Source organism: Streptococcus sp. NLN76, from assembly GCF_015686645.1.
In the GTDB taxonomy this organism is placed as follows: domain Bacteria; phylum Bacillota; class Bacilli; order Lactobacillales; family Streptococcaceae; genus Streptococcus.
The window spans coordinates 47,318-67,385 of record NZ_JADPMS010000004.1 but is presented as its reverse complement, the minus strand read 5'-3'; the positions used below and the strand labels follow the sequence as shown (position 1 = coordinate 67,385).

Genomic DNA, 20,068 nt, shown 5'->3' with positions numbered 1-20,068 from the left:
CAACTCTGTCAGACGTTATGACGAAGAATACAAAGCCTATTACCAGAAGAAGTGTCAAGAAGTACCAAAAAACAAACATAAACGAGCTCTCGTCTTAACTGCTAGAAAATTTGTGCGTCTGGTGGATGTGCTACTACGCAACCGCCAACTCTATACGCCACCAAGGAGGCTTATGGAAGATACCTATTAGGATCTGCACACTCCTTGAAAATCTAGTGAAAATTGGTTGAAAAACATCATTTTTCGCTAGCTCTTTTCAGTGCGCCCTTTTTTCTGAAAAAAAGAGTAACTGCTCAGAACTTTGAACTTGACTTTTCACCACTAGACTTATTTATTATTATATCATAAAAATGCAGACCTTGCATGTTTCCGTTTGCAAAAAATTTGCTATACTTATTACAGGAGGAATCATTATGTATAAAAAATCACTGCGCCAGCAACTGATACGCTCTCTGATTAGCCAAGAACACATCCATACTCAAGACCAATTACAAGCACGACTTCGAGAAAACGGTATCGAAGTTACCCAAGCCACCCTTTCCCGTGATATCAAAGATCTCAATCTCGTCAAAGTCAACAACAATGGCAGTAGCTACTACCAGGCTGTCAGCCTGTCTAATAACAATTTAGAGCACCGCCTGCGTTTTTATATGGAAGATTCCTTGCTACTCATGCGCGTGGTGCAACACCAAGTGATTCTCAAAAGTCTCCCCGGTCAAGCGCAAGCTTTTGGTTCTATCTTAGACAACATGGCACTCAATCAAATCGTCGCTACTGTCTGCGGAGATGACGTCTGCCTTATCATCTGTGAAGATCATGACAAGGCCCAAGAAACCTTCCAAATCCTTAGCAAATATACTCCACCTTTCTTTTTTGGAAAAGAAAAAAAGACCTGAATCGATTCACAAACGATTCAGGTCTTTTCATGTTTTACGATTTTACCTATCCTTACTGAAAACCTTAAAAATCTTGGAAAAGTCTTATAGCATCATTTCATCGTCAACCAACGCCTGACCACTATTTTTGTGGAAGAGGTCTAGTAGGTTTTGAACGGTCAAGTTGGCTTTTTCTTCCCCCTTAACATCCACAACGATACGTCCTTGATGAAGCATGACCAAACGATTTCCATATTCGATGGCATTTTCCATATTATGGGTGATCATCAGAGCTGTCAACTTATCTTTTTCAACAATTTTTTTGGTCAAGTCCATAACCATGTCACTAGTTTTGGGATCCAAGGCAGCTGTATGCTCATCCAAAAGGAGAACTTTAGGCTTAACCAAGGAAGCCATGAGCAGCGTCAAGGCTTGGCGTTGGCCTCCTGATAGGAATTGAGTATCTACCTTCATACGGTTTTCAAGACCCAACCCTAATTCTTTCAAGGCTTCTTTAAAGACTTGGCGTTCGGAGTCTTTAACCCCCCAGCTGAGTCCCCGTTTTTGACCACGACGGTAGGCTACAGCCATGTTTTCTTCAATGGTCAAGCGTGATGCCGTTCCCATTTTGGGATCTTGGAACACACGACTAATATCAACCGCACGCTTAGCTGCTGGCACATTCTTGATAGATTTACCTTCCAAGAGGATATCCCCAGAGTCTACCAATAGAGTTCCAGCTAGGGTATTCATGAGGGTTGATTTTCCTGCCCCATTTCCTCCAATAATTGAAATGAAGTCCCCCTCTTGCACTTCCAGATTCATCCCTCGGAGTACGTGGTTTTCATTAATTGTACCAGCTTCGAAGGTTTTGTGAATATCTTGAATCGATAAAATACTTGTCATCTTGTTTCCCTCCTATGCCGTTTTGTCTGTCACATTAATCTTACGCACGCGCAACTTCTTTTGAATTTCCGGCACAAAGAGCACCACAGCCAATAGAGTTGCTGAGAAGAGTTTCACCAAGTCCGCATCCATACCCGGAATTTCCAAAATCGCTAAGATAATGAGACGGTAGATGATGGATCCCAGAACCACTGAGAGCAGGCGCCAACCGATACGCAAATTGCGAAGAATCACTTCGGCAATAATAACAGATGCCAAGCCGATAACGATCGTACCCGTTCCTGAGTTCAAATCCGCAAACCCATTGTTCTGAGTCAAAAGAGCACCGGCAAGGGCAATCAAACCATTGGAAAGCATGTAACCATAGATTTTCATACGATTCACATTGATCCCATTGGCCTCACTCATAGGAATGTTATCCCCTGTAGATCGCAGCGCCAACCCAATTTGGGTGTTCATCAACAAAGTCAACAAGAGGATCACAACTGCCACGAAAACACTACCAATAATAAGGACAGCTGTTGTTTTGGTTAAACCCAGACCTTGCAGTTGGGTCACCAAAGTCTCCTGACGAAGAAGAGCCACATTGGCTTTCCCTAAAATCTTTAAGTTAATGGAATACAATCCTGTTAAGGTTACAATCCCTGTCAAAAGAGCTGGAATTTTCATCTTGGTATGGAGAAGTCCAGACACCAGACCTGCTCCCATTCCAGCTACAAATGCCAAGAGGGTTGCGAGGAGAGGATTCATCCCTCCAACAATTCCGGTTGCAGCTACAGCTGCACCGAGCGGATAAGCTCCCTCAGCGGTCAAATCCGCAATATCCAAAATGCGATAAGTCACGTATACCCCAATGGCCATAATGGACCAGAGAAGACCCTGTGACACACTTGATAAAATAAGATCCACGTTCTACTCCTTTTTGAGAACTGGCAGACAAGCTCAAGTCCCCAATGATTTCAATTACTCTTTTACACTTAACTTGTTGGTGTCAATTCCTAACTTTTTAGCCATCTCTTCATTGACATGGAGGCTAACAGTTTCAGGATATTCAACAGCTGTATCCGCTGGTGAAGCACCATCCAAAATCTTCAAGGCCATTTTAGCCGTTTGGCGACCAAGAGCCTCATAGTTAGTACCATAAGTGAGAAGTCCACCTTCATCCACCATATCTGTTGATCCACCGATGACTGGTACCTTGTTAGCTACGGAAAGTTCTCCAATCATGGTCATGGTTGAAGCCGCGGTATTATCAGTCGGAATGAAGACTGCATCCACACCCTTCATCAAACTGGTCACTGCATCTTGGACGTCATTGGTATTGGAGATTCCTTTTAAGACCACTTTATATCCTGCTTTTTCAAGCAAGGGTTGAGCGGTTTCAACCTGAACTTCAGAATTTCGTTCGCTGGTGTTGTAGAGAATTCCAACCGTTTTTGCATTTGGCACTGCCTGACCTAACAACTCCACTTGTTTATCAATTGGAGCCTGGTCACTAGTGCCCGTCAACATACCACCTGGATTTTTGATTGAATCCACTAGATCTGCAGAAAGCGGATCCGTAACAGCTGTGAAAAGAACAGGCGTGTCTGTAGAAGCAGTTGCCAAACTTTGCGCTGCTGGAGTCGCAATGGCAAGAACTAAATCGTTATTATTTACGAGTTGTTCCGAAATTGTTTGTAAGTTGGCTTGATCCCCTTGAGCATTTTGGTAATCCAAGGTTAGCTTATCACCTTCCTTGTAACCATTGTCTGCTAATTCTGCTTCGAATCCTTTACGGGCAGCTGTCAGAGAATCGTGTTCCATGTACTGGAGAATTCCGACTTTAACACCATTAGCACTTCCAGACTGGCCTTGAGTATTCGAACAAGCAGCCAAGCCCAGGACTGCTAGACCAAGTAGTGAAGTTGTGAGTAAATACTTTCCGATTTTTTTCATAGATGTTCCTTTTTATTTCTCTAATGCTCTGATGGTTTCAGGATCAATTCCAAGAGCCTGCGCCATCTCCTCGTTGACAGCAACGCTTGCTTTTTCAGGTGTCTTCACAGCCAAATCTGCTGGTTTTTCCCCTTTAAGAATGTCGACAGCCAATTCGCCAGCTTGAACACCAATAGCATGGTAGTCAACACCATAGGTAAAGAGGGCTGCTTCAATAACTGCATTGTCACTACCCATGGCAGGGACTTTGGCTTCTTTCAAGACATCTCCAATGGTGCTGGCAGTTGAAGCAACTGTGTTATCCAATGGGAAGTAGATGGCATCTACTTGACCAGCAAGAGAGGTTACAGCTTGCTGTACATCATTGGTTGTTGTGACAGTCTTTGTAACGACCTTGATGCCCTTATCTTTCAAGATTTTTTCAGCTTCTTTGGCCTGAACCTCAGAGTTCACCTCGCTGGAATTGTAGAAAATCCCTACCGTTTTCGCTTCTGGCACTACTTTGAGCAACAGATCCAATTGTCCTTTGACATCACTCGCATCTGTAGAACCTGTCATGCTTCCACCTGGTTTTTCCAAAGAATCAATCAAGCCAGCGGAAACTGGATCTGTTACGGCTGTAAAGACCGATGGAGTTTCGTTATCAACGCTTAAGAGAGATTGAGCGGCTGGAGTTGCGATGGCAAAGTTGACATCATTTTTTCCAGCTAGTTGTTCAACCATTGTTTGAAGGTTGGCTTGATCTCCTTGGGAGTTTTGGAGGTCTACCGTTACATTCTCCCCTTCTTTGTATCCTGCTTTTTCAAGAGCTTCCATAAAGCCTTCACGTGTGGCTGTTAAGGCATCGTGCTCTGCGTACTGGATAATTCCTACCTTCGTATCACCAGCATTTTCACCAGATGTCGAACAAGCTGCTAGTGTTACCGCGGACAAAAAGGCTACCGAGCCCATAAAAAACTTCTTAAATCGCATATTCATTTCTCCTCTTTTTCTTTTCCTTAAATGAGAGTTTGGATACAAAAAACGGGACCGTTTCTGCTATCTAAACGGCCCCTTTTCAATTCAACTGTATGAAGAAACAGACTGACTTGATCCTGCCACTTAGATGTATCATCTATGCAGGCACAGTCAAAACTACCACAGCTACATAGATACAAACGAAACGTTGTCGTGTTTGTATCCATGAAACCTGGCTACAAACACTATCTAAAAGTAGCTGTAGAAATATGTATGATTCACTGCTGTTGTCTGGCTAGTTCTCAACATACCGTAGTTTTTCCTTTCTTCATTTTAAGGTTAAGGGTATAATAAACTATTTTGAAAAAGGTGTCAAGCCCTTTTTCAGAATTTTTCCCAAAAAAACATCCAAAGTAAGGGATTGATGAATGATAAAACTTTATAAAAGAATATAAAAGTTGCGCCGAATTATAAAAGATTATAAAATAAAGTTAGGATTATAAAAGAGTGAGGTGCAACGAATGGCAAATCCATTTACACTGGGATTTGGAAAAAAACCATTGACCTACATCGACCGAACAGCCCAAACAACAACGATTATAGAAGATTTAACCTCAGACAATCCTTCTTCTCAATCCTATATTTTTACAGGTGTTAGAGGAGTTGGTAAAACGGTTATGATGAATGAGATTGTCCGTCACCTGAATCAGAAATCTGATTGGATCACCATCAAGTTAAATCCAAATAGACCTCTTTTCGAAAGTTTAGCTGCAAAATTATACGAGATTCCAGAAATCAGTGCTTTATTTCATAAGGCAAAACTAAACCTCTCTATCTTTGGTTTAGGTGTTGATGTAGAAAATGTCCCACCAGTTGTTAGCATAGAGTTCGCCCTTGAAAAAATGCTCTTACAACTAAAGGAGAATAACAAAAAACTTCTCATCGCCATTGATGAGGTTACAAAATCAGATAATCTGAAAGCCTTTGTTTCCTCATTTCAACTTTGGATCAGTGATGATCTGCCTGTATTTCTGCTCATGACCGGATTATACGAAAATATCTCACTTCTTCAGGATGATTCCAGTCTCACATTCCTACATCGATCAAAAAAGGAATACCTGTCCCCTTTAAATTATCTGTTCATTACAAAGTCCTATAAAGAAATCTTTGATTTATCTGATGAAGAAGCTATCGAAATGAGTAGGCTAACCAGGGGCTTCCCCTTTGCCTTCCAAGTATTGGGATATCTAAAATGGAATGAGAAGGAAAAAGCTCTTGTTGAGTTACTAGACGCTTTCGATGACTATTTACAAGAATATGTCTACAATAAAATCTGGTCCGAACTATCAGACTTAGATAGAGATGTTCTAAAAGCATTTCTGGATAGTCCCAGAAATGAAGTACCGGTCAGCCAGCTCCGTGACCAGCTCGAATTCTCTGCCAATAAATTTTCTGTCTACAGGGAGAGACTCATTCGAAAAGGGGTTGTTCATCCAAGTAAAAGAGGTTATCTAGAGCTAACCCTTCCAAGATTCCGTGATTTTTTGAAACACATGACCCTTTACGATTTTTAATTTTTTTTGCATTTATGAGCCGTTCTTCATTTTCTCTTCATTTTTCTCCTTTATACTAACAGCAGAACAAATGAAAAGAGGAAAAATTTTATGAAAACAATCTTGAAAAATAAATGGTTGCTACTGACTTCGGCCCTTGTACTGGGAACTGGAGCTGCAGGAGCGGCGACAATCTATGCCACTGGAAATGCTCCAACAGTCATCGAGACGGTCCAAGCGATGGAAAATCAATTTGATTGGGATTGGGACTGGGAAGATGATGAAGATTGGGATGAGGGACAAGTTCGCGAGCAGGTCTTGCAAGAAATCAAAGCCTTGAATCCCAAACTAAACTTTGAAGCAGCGACTAAAGCGGCTCTCAAAGAAGTAGGTTCAGGAACCGTCACAGACATGAGTTTAGATCGTGATAACAAACAAGTTATTTACGAAGTCCGTATTGAAACCAAGGATAAGGAAATCGAATTAGAACTCCATGCTGATAGTGGAAAAGTTATCCGCAAATCAGAAGAGCCACTAGAGGCAGATGAGAAACTGAAATCCCAACCTGAAAAAAGTATCGCCGATGTCGAAAAAGCTCTCCTAAAAGAATACCCTTCCGCAAAAATCTTAGATATCAGCCTTGAGAACACAAGCAAGTCTGTAACCTATCAAGCTGAAATCCTAAATGAGGATACCTTCCAAGAAATCCTGGTAGATGCTAAGACCCTAAGCCTCACGGAAGCTCCAAGCGATTATTAGGGATTGAGAACAAGTTTCTACTTAGATTCACAAAAGAGTGCAAATCACAGAAAGACTAGGCTTTATCCCCTGGTCTTTTTGATATGGTCTTTTTGATATACTCTTTTAGTTTATCTTTTATTACTGTGTTAGCTCGTCTTGCCGTACTTCAGTACTGTCTACGACTCGCTGCCTTGTACTAAAAGACTATATACTGAAGAAAAAGAAAAGAGGACATGATGAAACTACTAATCGTTGAAGATGAATTAGACTTAAATCGTAGCTTAGTCAAGCTACTCAAGACTCAGGCCTACAGCGTTGATGCCGCTTTTGACGGAGAAGAAGCCTTGGATTATTTGGCAACCACGAATTACGATGCTTTAGTAGTGGACGTCATGATGCCTCGCATGGATGGCTTTAGCCTTGTTCAAACCCTCCGCCATCAAGGAAAACAAACGCCTGTCCTCTTTCTGACCGCTAAAGACAGCCTTGAGGACAAGGTTCGGGGACTTGACTTAGGAGCTGATGATTATCTCGTCAAGCCCTTCGAATTCCCTGAACTCCTGGCTCGCCTTCGGGCCATCACTCGGCGTGAACAAGCCAATGTCACTTCTTCCCTCATTGAAATTGATCACGTCCGCCTGGACTTAACCAGCCAGCAAGTCTGGAAGGCTGATCAGCTGATTCCCCTAACTGCCAAGGAATACGAGATTCTCGCTTATCTTATGACTCACCGAGGCCAAGTCCTCTCTCGTGATCGGATCCGCGAACACGTTTGGGATTTCGACTACGAAGGCGATTCAAACAATATTGAGGTGCTGATTAAGAATATCCGCCGCAAACTCCAAGAATCCTCTAAGGATTCCTTGATTCAAACCAAAAGAGGTCTTGGTTATGTCATCCTTTAAATCCCTATTCAAAAGATCCGATTCCTCTATCATTCGCAGGGTTAATACCTGGTACTCCAGTTTTATTCTCCTTATTCTACTAGGCTTTTTAGGACTTGCCCTACTCCTCACCAATTCTCTAGCCACCTCTGTTGATCAAAACTTCTTGCAAGAAGAAGCGATTGAAACAGCCCAATACCTAGCAGAAGACGAAGATGAACTGGAAGGCTTTGACGATGGTATCTACTACTCCATCTATAATGAGCAGAATCAAACCCTTCAATCTTTCTTCCCTAGTGACTTCGATAGTAGCCTCCCTTTCTCAAATGGACAAGTACGAGAAACAAGCGGAAACAATCATGACTACTATTACGTTGACACAAAAATCCCTGGAAGCACCCACTGGCTCAGAGCTGTCACAAGCCAAGCCAATAGCAATCCCGAATTGCAATTGTTTCTCCTAACCCTTGCCGGCATTGCACCATTTTTGATAGCCATCGTCAGTTGGGGAGGCTATCGCATCTTAAAAGCCGCCTTCCGACCTGTTGAGGCCATTGGCCAAACAGCCGATCGCATTCGACTCAGCCAGGATTTTTCCCAAAGAATTCCTCAAAGCCAACAAAAGAACGAGCTCACACAATTGGCGGCAACCATTAATCATATGCTGGAAACGATTGAAAGTACCTTTCAGCGCGAACGCCAGCTAACCAATGATGTCTCCCACGAGCTGCGCACTCCGCTAACGGTTATCCTTTCGGAAAGCCAATACGGACGAGACTACGCTCAGACCCTTGACGAAGCCCAGGAGTCACATGCGATTACCCACCGCCAAGCCCTACAAATGAAGAATTTAGTGGAACAAATTCTAGAACTGGCTCGCTTAGAAGAAGGTGGAATTGTCGACTTTCAAGCACTCAACTTCTCGAAATTAGTTGGAGAGAAAGCCACCGACTTTCGCCGTCTGTTGGAAACAGAAGGCATCAAAGTTGAAGTGGATATCCAAGAAAACATCCAGCTTCAAGGCCACATTACTCAGCTGCAACGCTTGTTGGATAACCTCCTCTCCAATGCCCGAAAATTCACAACAGACTGGATTCATATTCAATTGGAGACAGACGAGGCCACCGCAACCCTGCGCATCAGCGACAACGGATCCGGAATTCCAGCCGACCAACTCGACCACATCTGGGAAAAATTTTACCAAATCTCCCAAGATCGGAATAAAAATCAAGATCAAGGAATTGGTCTCGGCCTTTCCCTCGTTCGCCAAATCGTCCACCAACACGGAGGAAGCATTCAAGTAGAATCCCAAGTCGGACAAGGCAGTTGCTTTATTGTGAGATTGCCGATGACAGTGAAGGAATGACTGTTCCCCAGTTGTGTACAGAAATAGAACTCCCTTACTATTACTCTTCAATTTGATGAGAGGAGTGGGAAAGAACTCCCTTGGATAAAAAAGAGTTCGTTACAAGTCCTTATTTCAAGTTGGAAGCTGAAACGGTTTCTCCCCAAACCAACCTCGCTATTTTATTGTTAGGCTCGGGTTCAAACAGTATCTTCCCAGACAGTTTGAATCTCCCAGGCATGTTAAATGCCTTTAGAGTTTATAGATGGAAAGAACAAAGTTCCTATCAAAGTTAATGAGTCTGTTTTTGGATGTCAAAGAGTCAGGGATTGACTCTTTGAGTTTCTGGATAAGAGAACATGAAAAGTTCTCTCCATAAAAGGCGAACGATTGTTATTTGCTTCGCTCTCCTATCTGTTACCTCAAACAGCCTTTTAGCTGTTTGACCAAATCAACCACTGCGTCAAAGAATTTTTGTAAAATAAAAGTTAGAGGCTGGTACTTTTCTCCCAGACCCTTTATTATTTTAGTTCGTATAATCCCTTTTACGCAGAATAGTCCTTTAGTTTGCTTTTAGCAGAGGCCAGCGAATCGGGGACAGCTCAAAATCTCTGAGAGAGATTTTGAGCTTGCCGATAAAACTTTCGGAGAAGTTTTATCGGCAAGACTAGCTAACACAATAATAAAAGATAAATTAACAAACTATAAAGAATACAAACGATAACAGTCCCTACTCAAATGTAATTAGATTGCTGAAATCGCTTTCTAGCCGTCTCAAATCAGTGTCTTTTACTGCAATTTTTGTTCTTTAAAACATCCTTTTCATTGACAAACGCGCATAATGCGCATACAATATACTTTGTAAGGAGGTAAAAGTTCAATGCCACTTACAGGAAAGGAAATGATGAAGCTTGCTATTCGAAACGGTTGGAAAGAAGTCCGCGTCGATGGGAGCCATCACCATTTCAAAAAAGAAGGATTTTCAAAGATTGTCACCATCCCAGTTCACGGAAATAGGGACCTTGGGAATGGACTTGAAAAGAAAATCCTAAAAGATTTGGGGCTGAAGTAAAAGCCCCTAGTCTCTTAAGATTTTGGAGGTCACCATGTTAAAAACATATCCAGCCATCTTTCATAAAGAAAATCAAGGGTATTGGGTAGAATTCCCAGGATTTGGTGGGGGAACGCAAGGACACAATCTTGAAGAAGCCATGAAGCATGCTCGTGAGTTTCTTGAAAGTACCCTAGCTCTCTATTTAGATGAAGAAATGACATTACCAGAAAGGGTTGATCTTGATACTCTAGAAGCTCCTGATGGATTTGTTACCCTCATTCAAGCAGATCCAACACCTTTTATAAAAAATAATAAAGCCATCCGGAAAAATGTAACAGTCCCCGAATGGCTTACCAAACTAGCTGATCGAGAGGGAATCAATTACTCTGAAGTTCTCACCAAAGCACTCCAATCCCAACTAAATTTATAGATAACACAAAAGCAGCTCGCTATTTTTTCTAGCAAGCTGCTTTTGTGTTATTTGCGCTTGCTCAAACCTACACTCAGCAGAATTAGAACAAGTCCGGAGATAATGTTGAAATAAGGATTGCCATAAAGAGGACTAATCGCAATCAGGAAAGTCCCCAAGGCCAGTAAAAAAGGATATCGGTTCTTACTCATAATAACTTCAAATAAGAATAATCGAAGAATTTCAAAAAAATGACTAGGAAATCCGACGACGGTTGAACTGAAGTTCATCAAGGAGGATTGACAACGTCAGATTTTGAAATTCAAAGAGTATTCAGAACATTACTGGTCACCCGCCTCCACCTTATTCGACGCAATGACAAATGGGGTCCAAATAAGGAATGCTACCAGAAGGTTAAAAAGGGATACGACAGCGGCCATGACGGAACCACCGGTTGCGAGGTAGGCATAGAGTCCCGGAGGGGTAATCCATGGTACCGCAGCAAAGACAGGTGGAATCAAGCCGGAGGCTGTTGCGAGGTAGGCGATCGTTGCACAGATGGGTGGCACGATCAACCATGGGATAACAAAGAGGGGATTGAGAACCATTGGGATCCCGAAAATCATTGGTTCATTGATATTGAAGACTCCCATTGGAGCAGAAAGTTTCGCCACAACCTTGTATTCTTCCCGTTTAGAGAATAGGAAGATGGCAATGATCAAGGCTAGGGTAACCCCAGATCCACCCATTTGAGCATAGGCATCAAAGGAGCCCCGTGTCCAAAGCCATGGGAGGTCGGCTGTACTTTGGGTCGCATTGTAAACAGCTGTGTTTTCATTCAGAGCAACGCTGTAGATACCTTCCATAACAGGAGCCAAGACATTGTGCCCGTGTAGCCCAAAGAACCAGAAGAGTTGCACCAAGAAGGTGACCAAAATAACGGATCCAAGTCCTTGAGAAAGGCCAAGTAATGGAATTTGAATATAGGTAGATACCACATCGCTCAAGGATTGACCAGTAAGGGCGAAGACTCCGTAAGCTAGGATAGAAGATACATAAATCGCAACTGTTCCAGGGATAATTGCCGCAAAAGCTTTATTAACAGCTGGTGGAACAGTGTCTGGCAATTTAATCACAACATTGTGTTTCACCAAGATCGCATAGACCCAAGTAGCCAAGAAGCCGATTACAAGTGCGGAGAAGAGACCTGTAGCACCACCGTATTTGAGGGCGATGGCTCCCCATTGGCTGGTTTCAAGGCTCGTTAGCCCATCCACTGTTGTCAGAGTAAGGCCGATTTTTTCCAGCCCAGCAAGAGCAGCCTTATCAATCCCTTCCAAGGGGGTGGAGATGATTAGGCTCTGTGGAATGGTTGCGACAAAGGACGCAAAGGAAATCAAACCACCGGCCAGAGGATTTACCTTATACATTTGGGAAAGATGATAACCAAAACTAAAGGCAAAAATCAAGGCCATGATCCCAATGGTTCCGAAGTAAACATAACCATTGATATCAATGATGGGCTGGACAGCCTCAACAAAACCGGTCCAGCCAAGGTTGGTTGGCAGGTCGCGTAGGAACACGTTTAAAAGAACGGCTACGGCTCCCGCCATCGTAATGGGCATGGTGGAGATAAAGGAATCCCGGATGGCAATCAGATGGCGCTGAGAACCAATTTTACCGGCTATTTCCATGAACTTTTCTGTAAAGTTGGACATGAAGTCAACCTCCTATTCTTGTTTTTCTTGTGCATGTCGAATGAGGGCCTGGAGTTGGGCGTCAAACTGTCGCTCCAGGCTTTTGGTCAGCAGTTTGGACATCAGGAAATGATTGGCCTTGCCAAACCAGTCTCTAGCTACGAAGTCATAAGCGTAGCTCAGCTGGGTTTCTTCCTCACTAAGGGCTTGAAATTCATAGGTAATGAATTCATCTCCCCGATTGGATTGGAAATGGACCTTATACAGATTGGGTTGCTCCAAGTTCAAGATCTTGACCCCGACGGTATGTTGGTTCTTATCTCCGAAACGTTTGACGTAACTTAAACCCGCAGTTCGTTCATGGGGTTCCAGCACTTTTCCTGTATTTTCTTGATAATCATCCTCTAAGGATTGGAGGACTACCTCAAATACCTGATCTATTGGTACTTTCCCAACTGTTGTGACCTTCATTTACGTCTCCTTCTATACTTATTAAATTTCAAGATCTGACGTTATACTCTTTTAGTTTATCTTTTATTACTGTGTTAGCTCGTCTTGCCGTACTTCAGTACTGTCTGCGACTCGCTGCCTTGTACTAAAAGCAAACTAAAAGACTATATCAAACTTCAGCGATCATATACAACAGGTCCCCCAGACCTGTTGTACTACCTACAGCGGTTTTCCTAGTCATCTTTTTGAAATTTTATACTCTTTGAAAATCAAATTTTACCGTTGTCAGTTTAATTTTTGATTTTCATTGAGTATTACAAGTATTTTGATTTGACATTTAACTAGGTAAAGCCATGTGTTTATAGACATCTACAAATTCTTTGGCCAGATCAATAAAGGTTAGAGCGGTCATCAAGTGATCCTGTCCATGGACCATGAGGAGAGTTAGCTCCATGTTTTGACCACCTGCTTCTTTGGCCAAGAGATCCGTTTGTGAATTATGGGCAACATTGAGGGATTTAGTTGCCTCTTCTAAGAGGCGGTCCGCTTCCTCAAATTCTTTCTTTTTGGCTGCCTGTATAGCTTGCACAGCGTAACCTTTGGCCTCGCCACCATACATGATTAGCCCCATGATTGCTTCTAAGTGTTGACCTGTATCCATCCTAGTCCTCCATTAGAGCCAGTGCAGCATCCAAGACTTTCTCACCGTTCATCACTCCGTAGTCCATCATATTGATGGCATCAACTTTAATGTTAGGTTCAAATTTATCCTTGAAGTCATTGAGGAGGAATTTAACTTGTGGTCCCAATAAGATGACATCGATGGCTTTATCTTGTACTTCATTATCCGCTTCTGAAACAGGAACTGCCCAGATGCTTGCTTCTATGCCCTTGTCTTCAGCAGCTTTCTGCATTTTGGTTACCAACATGCTGGTTGACATTCCTGCGTTGCAAGCTAACATAATGTTTTTCATAGTTGTCTCCTTCTACCCCTGTGCTTGTATCAAGGGAATCATAATTTCTAATAATTGTTCATATGTTGGATCCGCCAAGAGTTTTTCCTGGAGAGTCGGATCTTGGACAAAGCCCACCAAGGATGGGGATACATATTTAAAGTTAGGATTCGGACCGGTCGAAGGTGACAGCAAGAAGACAAAGGACACGCCTTTACCAGCTTCCCACTCCACCTTGTCCCGCACCACGGCAACTGCGACTTGCTCTGTATAGCTCAAAGGTTTGGCCGGATGAGGAAAAGCTAAAGCTTCCCCAAAAACCACCGAACTGTAACTCTCCCTCAAGTCCACCTGCTCTTTGAATTCCTTCAATTCTTTTTTCTTAAAGCCCTCGTCCAAGCTGGCAATTAATTCTTCTAGGATAAAATCACGATCAGCTGTGTCGAAAACCAGGAAGCGATCCGGTGAAAAAAGACTCGTAGCAATCAAGCGGGCTTGGGACAAGGTCAACCAGCGATGCTTCCCTGACTCTCGACTTGGCAGACTGACCCGCTGGAGCTGACTCCGAATTTTTTTAATGTCTTGATCGGATAAAAATACAGAGACCGTTACAACTGGTGTTAGAAAAACCAGGTTTGACAGGCTGACAGAAGAAACAATCAAGTCGATTCCTTCCAATCGATCCTCGGTTATTTCATAATAAGAGAGAACATCGACAATCTCTAAATCCCTCGCAAATTCCTTTTCCAGACGATTCTTGAGCATCAGAGCTGAACCGACACCGGTTGAACAGACCACCAGTACCCGGGTTTTATCTTCACTTTGGTACCGTTCAATAGCAGCCAGGACGTGAAGCGTTAAATAGGCCCATTCATCATCGGATACCTGAAACCCTTGTAACTCTGGTAAGTTGGAAAAGGCCTTCTTGGTCAATCCCAAAACCTCTTGGTAGTCTGCTTGAATGGTTTCAAGCAGCGGATTCCCCATGGTCATCCCATTTTCCAAACGTGTTAATAAGGGCTGCAAGTGGGCTAGAATGCCCTTGACCAGTTGAGAATCTTGGACCAGGTTCAAACCCGATTCTTGGGATAAAATCTCCAGAACCTGGGTCAGGTGAGCTAGTAATTTTTCTTGTCCAGAATGGAACTGATTGCGGTCATCTGGCAATTTTACCTTTAAATGAAGGGCGATATAGTTGGCTTCTTCAGGAGCAAGCACCACCCCAAACTGGTCTTCCACTCGACTTAGAATCCTTTGGGCTACTTCCAATTCACGCGAAGATGCCAACTGCGGGGCCAAGGGAAAATCCTTGAGACTAGCTCCCTGCTTGACCCGTTGCAAGAGTAAGGCGATATGGAGAACCAAATTCTTCATCACAAAATCTGAAATCCGAAGGCCTGCGGCCCGACACTGATCAATCACGATGGTCAGTAAACTCGAAAAAGAAATATCTTTTAAAAGCTCATTCTCCACCAGACCATAGGATAGGTGCTGGCTCTCCTGACCAAAGAAATAATCCATCATAAAATTCCGACTAGAAACCTCTGAGCCTTCAACCCGCACGCGCCCTTTTTGGACCACCAACTTGAGCTGGTAAGCCGCTAGCAGTTTCCGAATTTCCGCTACGATTGTCTGAAGGGTCGTCCGAGCAATAAACAGCTCCTGTTGCAGATCCTCCAAGGCTAGCTCCCCTTCCTCGAAGAATAGTTTATGAAGCAAGTAGCGCTCGCGATCCTCAGCCTCTTCCAGAGGGTTCAAATCCAAGCCCTGTTTCCTGCGACTCAACTCTTCCTGCCAAAAGACTTGAAACTCCAAGGGTCTTTCAATCAATAGTTGATAACCCTTCCCCTGTTTCGATTCCAGCTTGCCTCCTGAATTCTCCAAGGAAGTTGCCAAATTTTGTAAATACTTTCGGGCGGTTCGATCACTAACCCCGAGAAGCTCAGCAAGCTCCTTGCTGGAGTAATACTGACTCGGATTCTGGGTAAGATGGTCTAAGAGGCGTACTTCTTTTTTGGAAAGCATGATCCCTCCTTTTTGCATTCATAAATAACTATCTTATGAAAACATTATACCATTTGTCACCGCTTCCAAAATCCTTCCTTTTTCCGTTTCTTTAGTGAAATTCTTCGGCCTCTGATAAGGCTATAATCTTTGAAAATCAAATTTATACTCATTACATTTCAAAATCTGAATGTGTTAATCCTCTTCGCCGAACCCTCAGTTCTGTCTTCATCGGATTGCCTTTTCAGATTTCGAACTGTTTCGAGTATTAAACGTTGTCAGGTCAGACAGTCTGGGAGACTGTCTGAGATTCTAGTTGAAAAAACGAAGTTTTTGTCAACTTTGCCGTACTTATTTGAAACTTTCTTCGAAAGTATTATCAGCAAGCTCAAAACCTCTCCCAGAGATTTCGAGCTGTCTGCGGCTCACTTCCTAGTTTAATTTTTGATTTTCATTGAGTATTAGGCGAAATTCCTGCCAAGGTTTTATAAATTCTAGAATTGGCAAGTAAGCATCTGACACACGACCTACCCGGTTCACTTTGGGCGAAACTTCAAAGTCTCGAAGAGCAATCTGTAATTCCCCTTTATAGCGACCATAGAGGTCATTATCCATTAAAACGTCCCCTCGTTCTACCTTATAAGAAATTTGGCTTCGAGGAGGGAGACTCTCCTTGGCATAGACAATACGGGGCTGAGTCGATCGTAATAGGTAGTCTGAAATATCCCCACGATAGATATGATCAAAAGCGATAATTTCCTTTTCCAGTTCGGTCAAATCGGGTTTCCCGAGCACTTCCAGCGTGACAACTTTCGAATGAAGAACAGGGCGAATTTCTTCCAATTCTTCCTGCCTCACAAACTGATTGGAAATCAAGACATCATCTATGAGACCTGTTGCCTTAATCCATTCGATTTGAGCTGCCAAAGGACGGAAACGGTGCTCTTCCAGCGTTGGCAAGCCTTCCTGTAAAGGCCAAGGTCCTTCTGAAGCTGTTTGGGCAGAAACAAAGGCAGCTGTACGAATGCCATACTCTTTAAAGAAGGCTGACATTTCTAAGAAGTGTTTTTGGGACAAACCTGTATAGGCATGTGGGTAGAAATTATGACAGGCTATCACAGATTCCATGTTGGCTCCCTCTGTCAACAGCTGAGTTACCAATTTTTTATCCGTAGAGAGATTCAGTTCCACCTTGATTCCAAAGGGATTATGAGTCATCGCCACAATTTCTTCAATGGGCAGGGCTTCATCCAGACGAATCCCTGCCAAACCTAAATCTGCCGCTCTTTCCATTAGCTGGCCTTGCCAGCCATTGCTCTCAAGAAAGCCAGGACTGACATCCGCGATCACTTCTATGCCTAAATTTGATGCAACCGCAATCAACTGCCGGTAATGCTCCAGCGGTTCTGCACCCACTCCCTCTAATTGAAGGAGACTCATAAACAAACGCTTAGCTCCGTAAGCTTTTAAGAGCTCCATATAAGCTTGGCACTCTTCCAAGCTATAGTTTTCCGGATATAGGGAAAAACCAAATCCGATCATGTTACTCCTCCTCTAGAAATCCATTGGCCTGGCTAACTTCTTTAAACCACAGACCCGATTTCTTGATTGTTCGTTCTTGACTCTCATAATCCAACTCGACAAACCCATAGCGATTTTTGTAGGCATTCAACCATGACCAGCAATCAATAAAGGTCCACATCATGTAGCCCTTGCAATTGGACCCTTCCTCAATTCCACGATGCAATTCTTTTAAATGCCCTTTGACAAAGTCGATACGGTAGGCATCTTGGATACGACCATGATCCTTGAAGACCTCTTCCCCCTCGACCCCCATGCCGTTCTCCGTTACCAACCATTCCAGATTTCCATAGTTGTCCCGCAGGTTAAGGGCAATATCATATAGCCCCTGTTCGTAAATCTCCCAACCACGATGTGGATTGATTTTTTTACCTGGCATATCGTATGGGGCAAAGAAATGATCCGGCACAAGGAGATCCCCATCTTGATACTCTAGTAGAGGAGCCTGAACCCGCAAGGGTTGGTAGTAGTTGACACCTAAGAAATCAACTGTATGATTCGCGATTATTTGCAACTCCTCTTTGGTGACCTCTGGAGTCAAACCATACTCCTCCATCAAGTCCACCAACTCCTCTGGATAATGCCCCTTCACAGATGGATCTAAGAAAGACTTGGTTTGAAACAGCTCAGCAATACGAGCAGCTTTTAAATCTTCTGGGTCTTGACTCTTGGCATAGGCCGGAGTCAAATTCAAAACAATAGCAATCTTCTTTTCTGGATTGTTTTCATGGCAAGCCCGGACTGCCAGAGCTGAAGCCAATTGCGTATGGTAGGCTACGGCTACTGCAGCCTTGGCGTCCACTTTGGCGGGGTAATGATAGTCCCCTAGATAACCGCATTCTACCGGGACAATGGGCTCATTAAAGGTAATCCAACGATCGACCAAGTCATCAAACAACTGGAAACAAGCCTTTGCATAAGCCTCATAAGCCCAAACAATCTCTTTCGATTCCCATCCCCCTTCTTCCTGAAGAGCATAAGGTAAATCAAAATGATAAAGATTCACATAAAGCTGAATCCCCCTATCACGAACACCTTGAAAAACTTGGCGATAAAATTCAACCGCCTGTGGATTGACCTCCCCACGACCTTGGGGAATCAAGCGGGACCACTGGATCGAAGTACGAAAAACGGTATGCCCTGTTTCCACAAGCAAATCCAAATCCTGGGCAAAATTCTTGTAGAAAGTTGATGTTTTTTCTGGTCCAATTTGCCCGTGGAAGCGTTCAGGCTCCACAGAATACCAGTAGTCCCAGTTACTCATCCCCTTCCCATCACCAGGTTCAATCCCTTCACTTTGGGGACCGGATGTTGAAGACCCCCATAGAAAACGGTCTGGAAACATATATTCTTTAGTCATATTGTTGCCTCTTTTCTTTTATATCTGCAATTACTGGCGCAAACTGAGGTAAGTAAGCCTCATGTGCCACTAATAAATCTTGCAACAAGCGCTCAGCAGCTTGGCCATTTGGAATCAGGGGATTCAAGGCAAAGGCCTCCAAAGCTCGCTCGTAATCGCCCGACATAGCCGCCTCTACTGTTGCGAGCTCCATTTCTTTCATCAATTTTAAATAGCCCTTCACCAATCCCTTGGTCGGTGGGCAGGCTAAGGGAATAGCCCCTTGAGCAGTAATCAGGCAAGAAACTTCAACCACACAATGTTCCGGTAAATAAGGAATCACCCCTCGATTAACAGTCGACACCGTTAATTCTTCCCGACTATCCTGATAAATGGCTTGGATAATCTGGCAGGCCACATCACTATAGTAGGCCCCACCTCTCTGCTCCAACTGTTTGGGTTTAACGGCTAATTCCGGATCCTGGTAGAGTTCAAAGAGCTGCTCTTCCACCTCTTGCACCACCTGAGCCCGTACCTGCCCTTTTTGATACTGGTCTAAGGCATCTGCCAGCATTTCTTGTTCCAAGAAATAATAACGGTGGTAATCACAAGGCAGTTGTCCAATGGTTCGCAAGAGTTCAATTGGAAACTCTAGATTGGTAATATTTTTAACGGCTTCCGCCAGCTGAGGCTTAGCATCCCCGTAAAGCTTTTCTAGAACTTCGGCCGTTCGATTCTGCCCCTCTTGATCCCAAACTTCATGGAAATGAAAGTGGTTCAGACCAACATGCCGGGTCATCAGTTTCCTTTCCTCGAGCCCCAAGACCTCGGCAGCCTTTTTCTTCTGACCAACGGGAATATTACAGAGGCCAATCACCCTTTCCCACCCCAAATAATTCCGAATGGCTTCGGTTACCATCCCAGCTGGATTGGTGAAATTAATGAGCCAGGCATCGGGGCAGATTTCCTTCATATCTGCAACAATTCCCTTGTAGGCCTCAATGGTGCGGAAGGCCTTGAAGATCCCACCAGCACCATTGGTCTCCTGCCCAATCATGCCATAAGAAAGCGGCAAGGTCTCATCCAGGTAACGAGCTGCAAGCTGCCCCACCCGAAACTGGGAGGTCACGAAATCTGCCCCTTCGAGCGCCTGCCGCCGATCCAAGGTCGCATGAATTTTCCAATCCAAACCAGCCTTAACGACCATCCGACGTGCTAAATTGACCACAATCTCCTGCTTCCAAGCACCCTCTTCCACATCTACAAACCACCACTCACGAATGGGAATTTCCGCTGCTCGCAGAATCATCCCTTCCACCAATTCAGGGGTATAGGAAGACCCACCCCCAAGCGTCACCAATTTCAAAGACTTCATAACAGAC

Annotated in this window: 20 protein-coding genes and 1 pseudogene; 8 read left to right on the top strand and 13 right to left on the bottom strand. The window is 43.6% G+C overall.

Annotated elements, in window-relative coordinates; all coding sequences use genetic code 11:
- Together I1A59_RS01600 and I1A59_RS01595 are read left to right on the top strand one after the other, a co-directional pair.
- Positions 1–190: pseudogene (locus tag I1A59_RS01600) on the top strand (IS110 family transposase); the annotation flags it as partial.
- Between the two features lie 223 nt (positions 191–413).
- Positions 414–896, top strand: a complete 483-nt coding sequence (locus tag I1A59_RS01595; protein ID WP_196091075.1) for an arginine repressor — start codon at positions 414–416, stop codon at positions 894–896.
- Between the two features lie 84 nt (positions 897–980).
- Here the strand turns inward: I1A59_RS01595 and I1A59_RS01590 are convergent, their stop codons facing one another.
- Genes I1A59_RS01590 through I1A59_RS01575 form a run of 4 tightly spaced genes read right to left on the bottom strand, consistent with a single transcriptional unit; the run spans position 981 to position 4,691 of the window.
- A complete protein-coding gene (locus I1A59_RS01590; RefSeq protein ID WP_196091074.1) occupies positions 981–1,781 on the bottom strand; it encodes an ABC transporter ATP-binding protein in 801 nt (266 codons plus the stop codon).
- Between the two features lie 12 nt (positions 1,782–1,793).
- A complete protein-coding gene (locus I1A59_RS01585) occupies positions 1,794–2,690 on the bottom strand; it encodes an ABC transporter permease (protein WP_196091073.1) in 897 nt (298 codons plus the stop codon).
- Between the two features lie 54 nt (positions 2,691–2,744).
- Complete coding sequence (locus tag I1A59_RS01580; RefSeq protein ID WP_196091072.1) at positions 2,745–3,719, bottom strand: ABC transporter substrate-binding protein; 975 nt, start codon at positions 3,717–3,719, stop codon at positions 2,745–2,747.
- 12 nt (positions 3,720–3,731) lie between these two features.
- Entirely contained in the window at positions 3,732–4,691 is a 960-nt protein-coding gene (locus tag I1A59_RS01575) for an ABC transporter substrate-binding protein (protein WP_196091079.1), read from the bottom strand.
- Between the two features lie 506 nt (positions 4,692–5,197).
- Between I1A59_RS01575 and I1A59_RS01570 the strand changes: the two genes are divergently transcribed.
- The 6 genes from I1A59_RS01570 (at position 5,198) to I1A59_RS01545 (ending at position 10,683) form a co-directional block, all read left to right on the top strand.
- A complete protein-coding gene (locus I1A59_RS01570) occupies positions 5,198–6,250 on the top strand; it encodes an ATP-binding protein (protein WP_196091071.1) in 1,053 nt (350 codons plus the stop codon).
- 90 nt (positions 6,251–6,340) lie between these two features.
- Positions 6,341–6,988 carry a PepSY domain-containing protein gene (locus I1A59_RS01565; RefSeq protein WP_196091070.1) on the top strand — a complete coding sequence of 216 codons (648 nt, stop codon included), beginning with the start codon at positions 6,341–6,343 and terminating at the stop codon, positions 6,986–6,988.
- A 218-nt stretch (positions 6,989–7,206) separates the two neighbouring features.
- Positions 7,207–7,875 (top strand): response regulator transcription factor, encoded by a 669-nt coding sequence (locus tag I1A59_RS01560; RefSeq protein ID WP_196091078.1) that lies wholly within the window; start codon positions 7,207–7,209, stop codon positions 7,873–7,875.
- The gene (locus I1A59_RS01555) at positions 7,862–9,220 is read left to right on the top strand and encodes a HAMP domain-containing sensor histidine kinase (protein WP_196091069.1); all 1,359 of its coding nucleotides are present in this window, start codon (positions 7,862–7,864) and stop codon (positions 9,218–9,220) included. Before I1A59_RS01560 ends, I1A59_RS01555 begins: the two co-directional genes overlap by 14 nt.
- 859 nt (positions 9,221–10,079) lie before the next feature.
- Positions 10,080–10,271, top strand: coding sequence for a type II toxin-antitoxin system HicA family toxin (locus tag I1A59_RS01550; protein ID WP_196091068.1), 192 nt, complete (start codon positions 10,080–10,082; stop codon positions 10,269–10,271).
- A gap of 34 nt (positions 10,272–10,305) precedes the next feature.
- A complete protein-coding gene (locus tag I1A59_RS01545; protein WP_196091067.1) occupies positions 10,306–10,683 on the top strand; it encodes a type II toxin-antitoxin system HicB family antitoxin in 378 nt (125 codons plus the stop codon).
- A 47-nt stretch (positions 10,684–10,730) separates the two neighbouring features.
- On the opposite strand, the gene I1A59_RS01540 is transcribed toward I1A59_RS01545, so the two are convergent.
- The 9 genes from I1A59_RS01540 to I1A59_RS01500 all read right to left on the bottom strand — a co-directional run bounded on the left by I1A59_RS01540 (position 10,731) and on the right by I1A59_RS01500 (position 20,061).
- Positions 10,731–10,874: a hypothetical protein gene (locus I1A59_RS01540; RefSeq protein ID WP_196091066.1), complete on the bottom strand. Its 144-nt coding sequence runs from the start codon at positions 10,872–10,874 to the stop codon at positions 10,731–10,733.
- 129 nt (positions 10,875–11,003) lie between these two features.
- Positions 11,004–12,380, bottom strand: coding sequence for a PTS sugar transporter subunit IIC (locus tag I1A59_RS01535; RefSeq protein ID WP_196091065.1), 1,377 nt, complete (start codon positions 12,378–12,380; stop codon positions 11,004–11,006).
- Positions 12,381–12,392: 12 nt separating this feature from the next.
- Complete coding sequence (locus tag I1A59_RS01530; RefSeq protein WP_196091064.1) at positions 12,393–12,830, bottom strand: DUF3284 domain-containing protein; 438 nt, start codon at positions 12,828–12,830, stop codon at positions 12,393–12,395.
- Positions 12,831–13,146: 316 nt separating this feature from the next.
- Positions 13,147–13,470 (bottom strand): PTS lactose/cellobiose transporter subunit IIA, encoded by a 324-nt coding sequence (locus I1A59_RS01525; protein WP_196091063.1) that lies wholly within the window; start codon positions 13,468–13,470, stop codon positions 13,147–13,149.
- A gap of 1 nt (position 13,471) precedes the next feature.
- Positions 13,472–13,783, bottom strand: coding sequence for a PTS sugar transporter subunit IIB (locus tag I1A59_RS01520; protein ID WP_196091062.1), 312 nt, complete (start codon positions 13,781–13,783; stop codon positions 13,472–13,474).
- Between the two features lie 12 nt (positions 13,784–13,795).
- Entirely contained in the window at positions 13,796–15,787 is a 1,992-nt protein-coding gene (locus tag I1A59_RS01515; RefSeq protein ID WP_196091061.1) for a PRD domain-containing protein, read from the bottom strand.
- A gap of 411 nt (positions 15,788–16,198) precedes the next feature.
- Positions 16,199–17,308, bottom strand: a complete 1,110-nt coding sequence (locus tag I1A59_RS01510; RefSeq protein ID WP_196091060.1) for a MupG family TIM beta-alpha barrel fold protein — start codon at positions 17,306–17,308, stop codon at positions 16,199–16,201.
- A gap of 1 nt (position 17,309) precedes the next feature.
- Positions 17,310–18,707 carry a glycoside hydrolase family 1 protein gene (locus I1A59_RS01505; RefSeq protein WP_196091059.1) on the bottom strand — a complete coding sequence of 466 codons (1,398 nt, stop codon included), beginning with the start codon at positions 18,705–18,707 and terminating at the stop codon, positions 17,310–17,312.
- Positions 18,700–20,061 (bottom strand): 6-phospho-beta-glucosidase, encoded by a 1,362-nt coding sequence (locus I1A59_RS01500; RefSeq protein WP_196091058.1) that lies wholly within the window; start codon positions 20,059–20,061, stop codon positions 18,700–18,702. Before I1A59_RS01500 ends, I1A59_RS01505 begins: the two co-directional genes overlap by 8 nt.
- Positions 20,062–20,068 lie beyond the last annotated feature (7 nt).

Bases quoted from the DNA above. Each gene is read 5' to 3' on its own strand.
- I1A59_RS01595 (WP_196091075.1), top strand. From the start codon at position 414: ATGTATAAAAAATCACTGCGCCAGCAACTGATACGCTCTCTGATTAGC.
- I1A59_RS01590 (WP_196091074.1), bottom strand. From the start codon at position 1,781: ATGACAAGTATTTTATCGATTCAAGATATTCACAAAACCTTCGAAGCT.
- I1A59_RS01580 (WP_196091072.1), bottom strand. From the start codon at position 3,719: ATGAAAAAAATCGGAAAGTATTTACTCACAACTTCACTACTTGGTCTA.
- I1A59_RS01575 (WP_196091079.1), bottom strand. From the start codon at position 4,691: ATGCGATTTAAGAAGTTTTTTATGGGCTCGGTAGCCTTTTTGTCCGCG.
- I1A59_RS01570 (WP_196091071.1), top strand. From the start codon at position 5,198: ATGGCAAATCCATTTACACTGGGATTTGGAAAAAAACCATTGACCTAC.
- I1A59_RS01565 (WP_196091070.1), top strand. From the start codon at position 6,341: ATGAAAACAATCTTGAAAAATAAATGGTTGCTACTGACTTCGGCCCTT.
- I1A59_RS01560 (WP_196091078.1), top strand. From the start codon at position 7,207: ATGAAACTACTAATCGTTGAAGATGAATTAGACTTAAATCGTAGCTTA.
- I1A59_RS01555 (WP_196091069.1), top strand. From the start codon at position 7,862: ATGTCATCCTTTAAATCCCTATTCAAAAGATCCGATTCCTCTATCATT.
- I1A59_RS01550 (WP_196091068.1), top strand. From the start codon at position 10,080: ATGCCACTTACAGGAAAGGAAATGATGAAGCTTGCTATTCGAAACGGT.
- I1A59_RS01545 (WP_196091067.1), top strand. From the start codon at position 10,306: ATGTTAAAAACATATCCAGCCATCTTTCATAAAGAAAATCAAGGGTAT.
- I1A59_RS01540 (WP_196091066.1), bottom strand. From the start codon at position 10,874: ATGAGTAAGAACCGATATCCTTTTTTACTGGCCTTGGGGACTTTCCTG.
- I1A59_RS01535 (WP_196091065.1), bottom strand. From the start codon at position 12,380: ATGTCCAACTTTACAGAAAAGTTCATGGAAATAGCCGGTAAAATTGGT.
- I1A59_RS01530 (WP_196091064.1), bottom strand. From the start codon at position 12,830: ATGAAGGTCACAACAGTTGGGAAAGTACCAATAGATCAGGTATTTGAG.
- I1A59_RS01525 (WP_196091063.1), bottom strand. From the start codon at position 13,470: ATGGATACAGGTCAACACTTAGAAGCAATCATGGGGCTAATCATGTAT.
- I1A59_RS01520 (WP_196091062.1), bottom strand. From the start codon at position 13,783: ATGAAAAACATTATGTTAGCTTGCAACGCAGGAATGTCAACCAGCATG.
- I1A59_RS01515 (WP_196091061.1), bottom strand. From the start codon at position 15,787: ATGCTTTCCAAAAAAGAAGTACGCCTCTTAGACCATCTTACCCAGAAT.
- I1A59_RS01510 (WP_196091060.1), bottom strand. From the start codon at position 17,308: ATGATCGGATTTGGTTTTTCCCTATATCCGGAAAACTATAGCTTGGAA.
- I1A59_RS01505 (WP_196091059.1), bottom strand. From the start codon at position 18,707: ATGACTAAAGAATATATGTTTCCAGACCGTTTTCTATGGGGGTCTTCA.
- I1A59_RS01500 (WP_196091058.1), bottom strand. From the start codon at position 20,061: ATGAAGTCTTTGAAATTGGTGACGCTTGGGGGTGGGTCTTCCTATACC.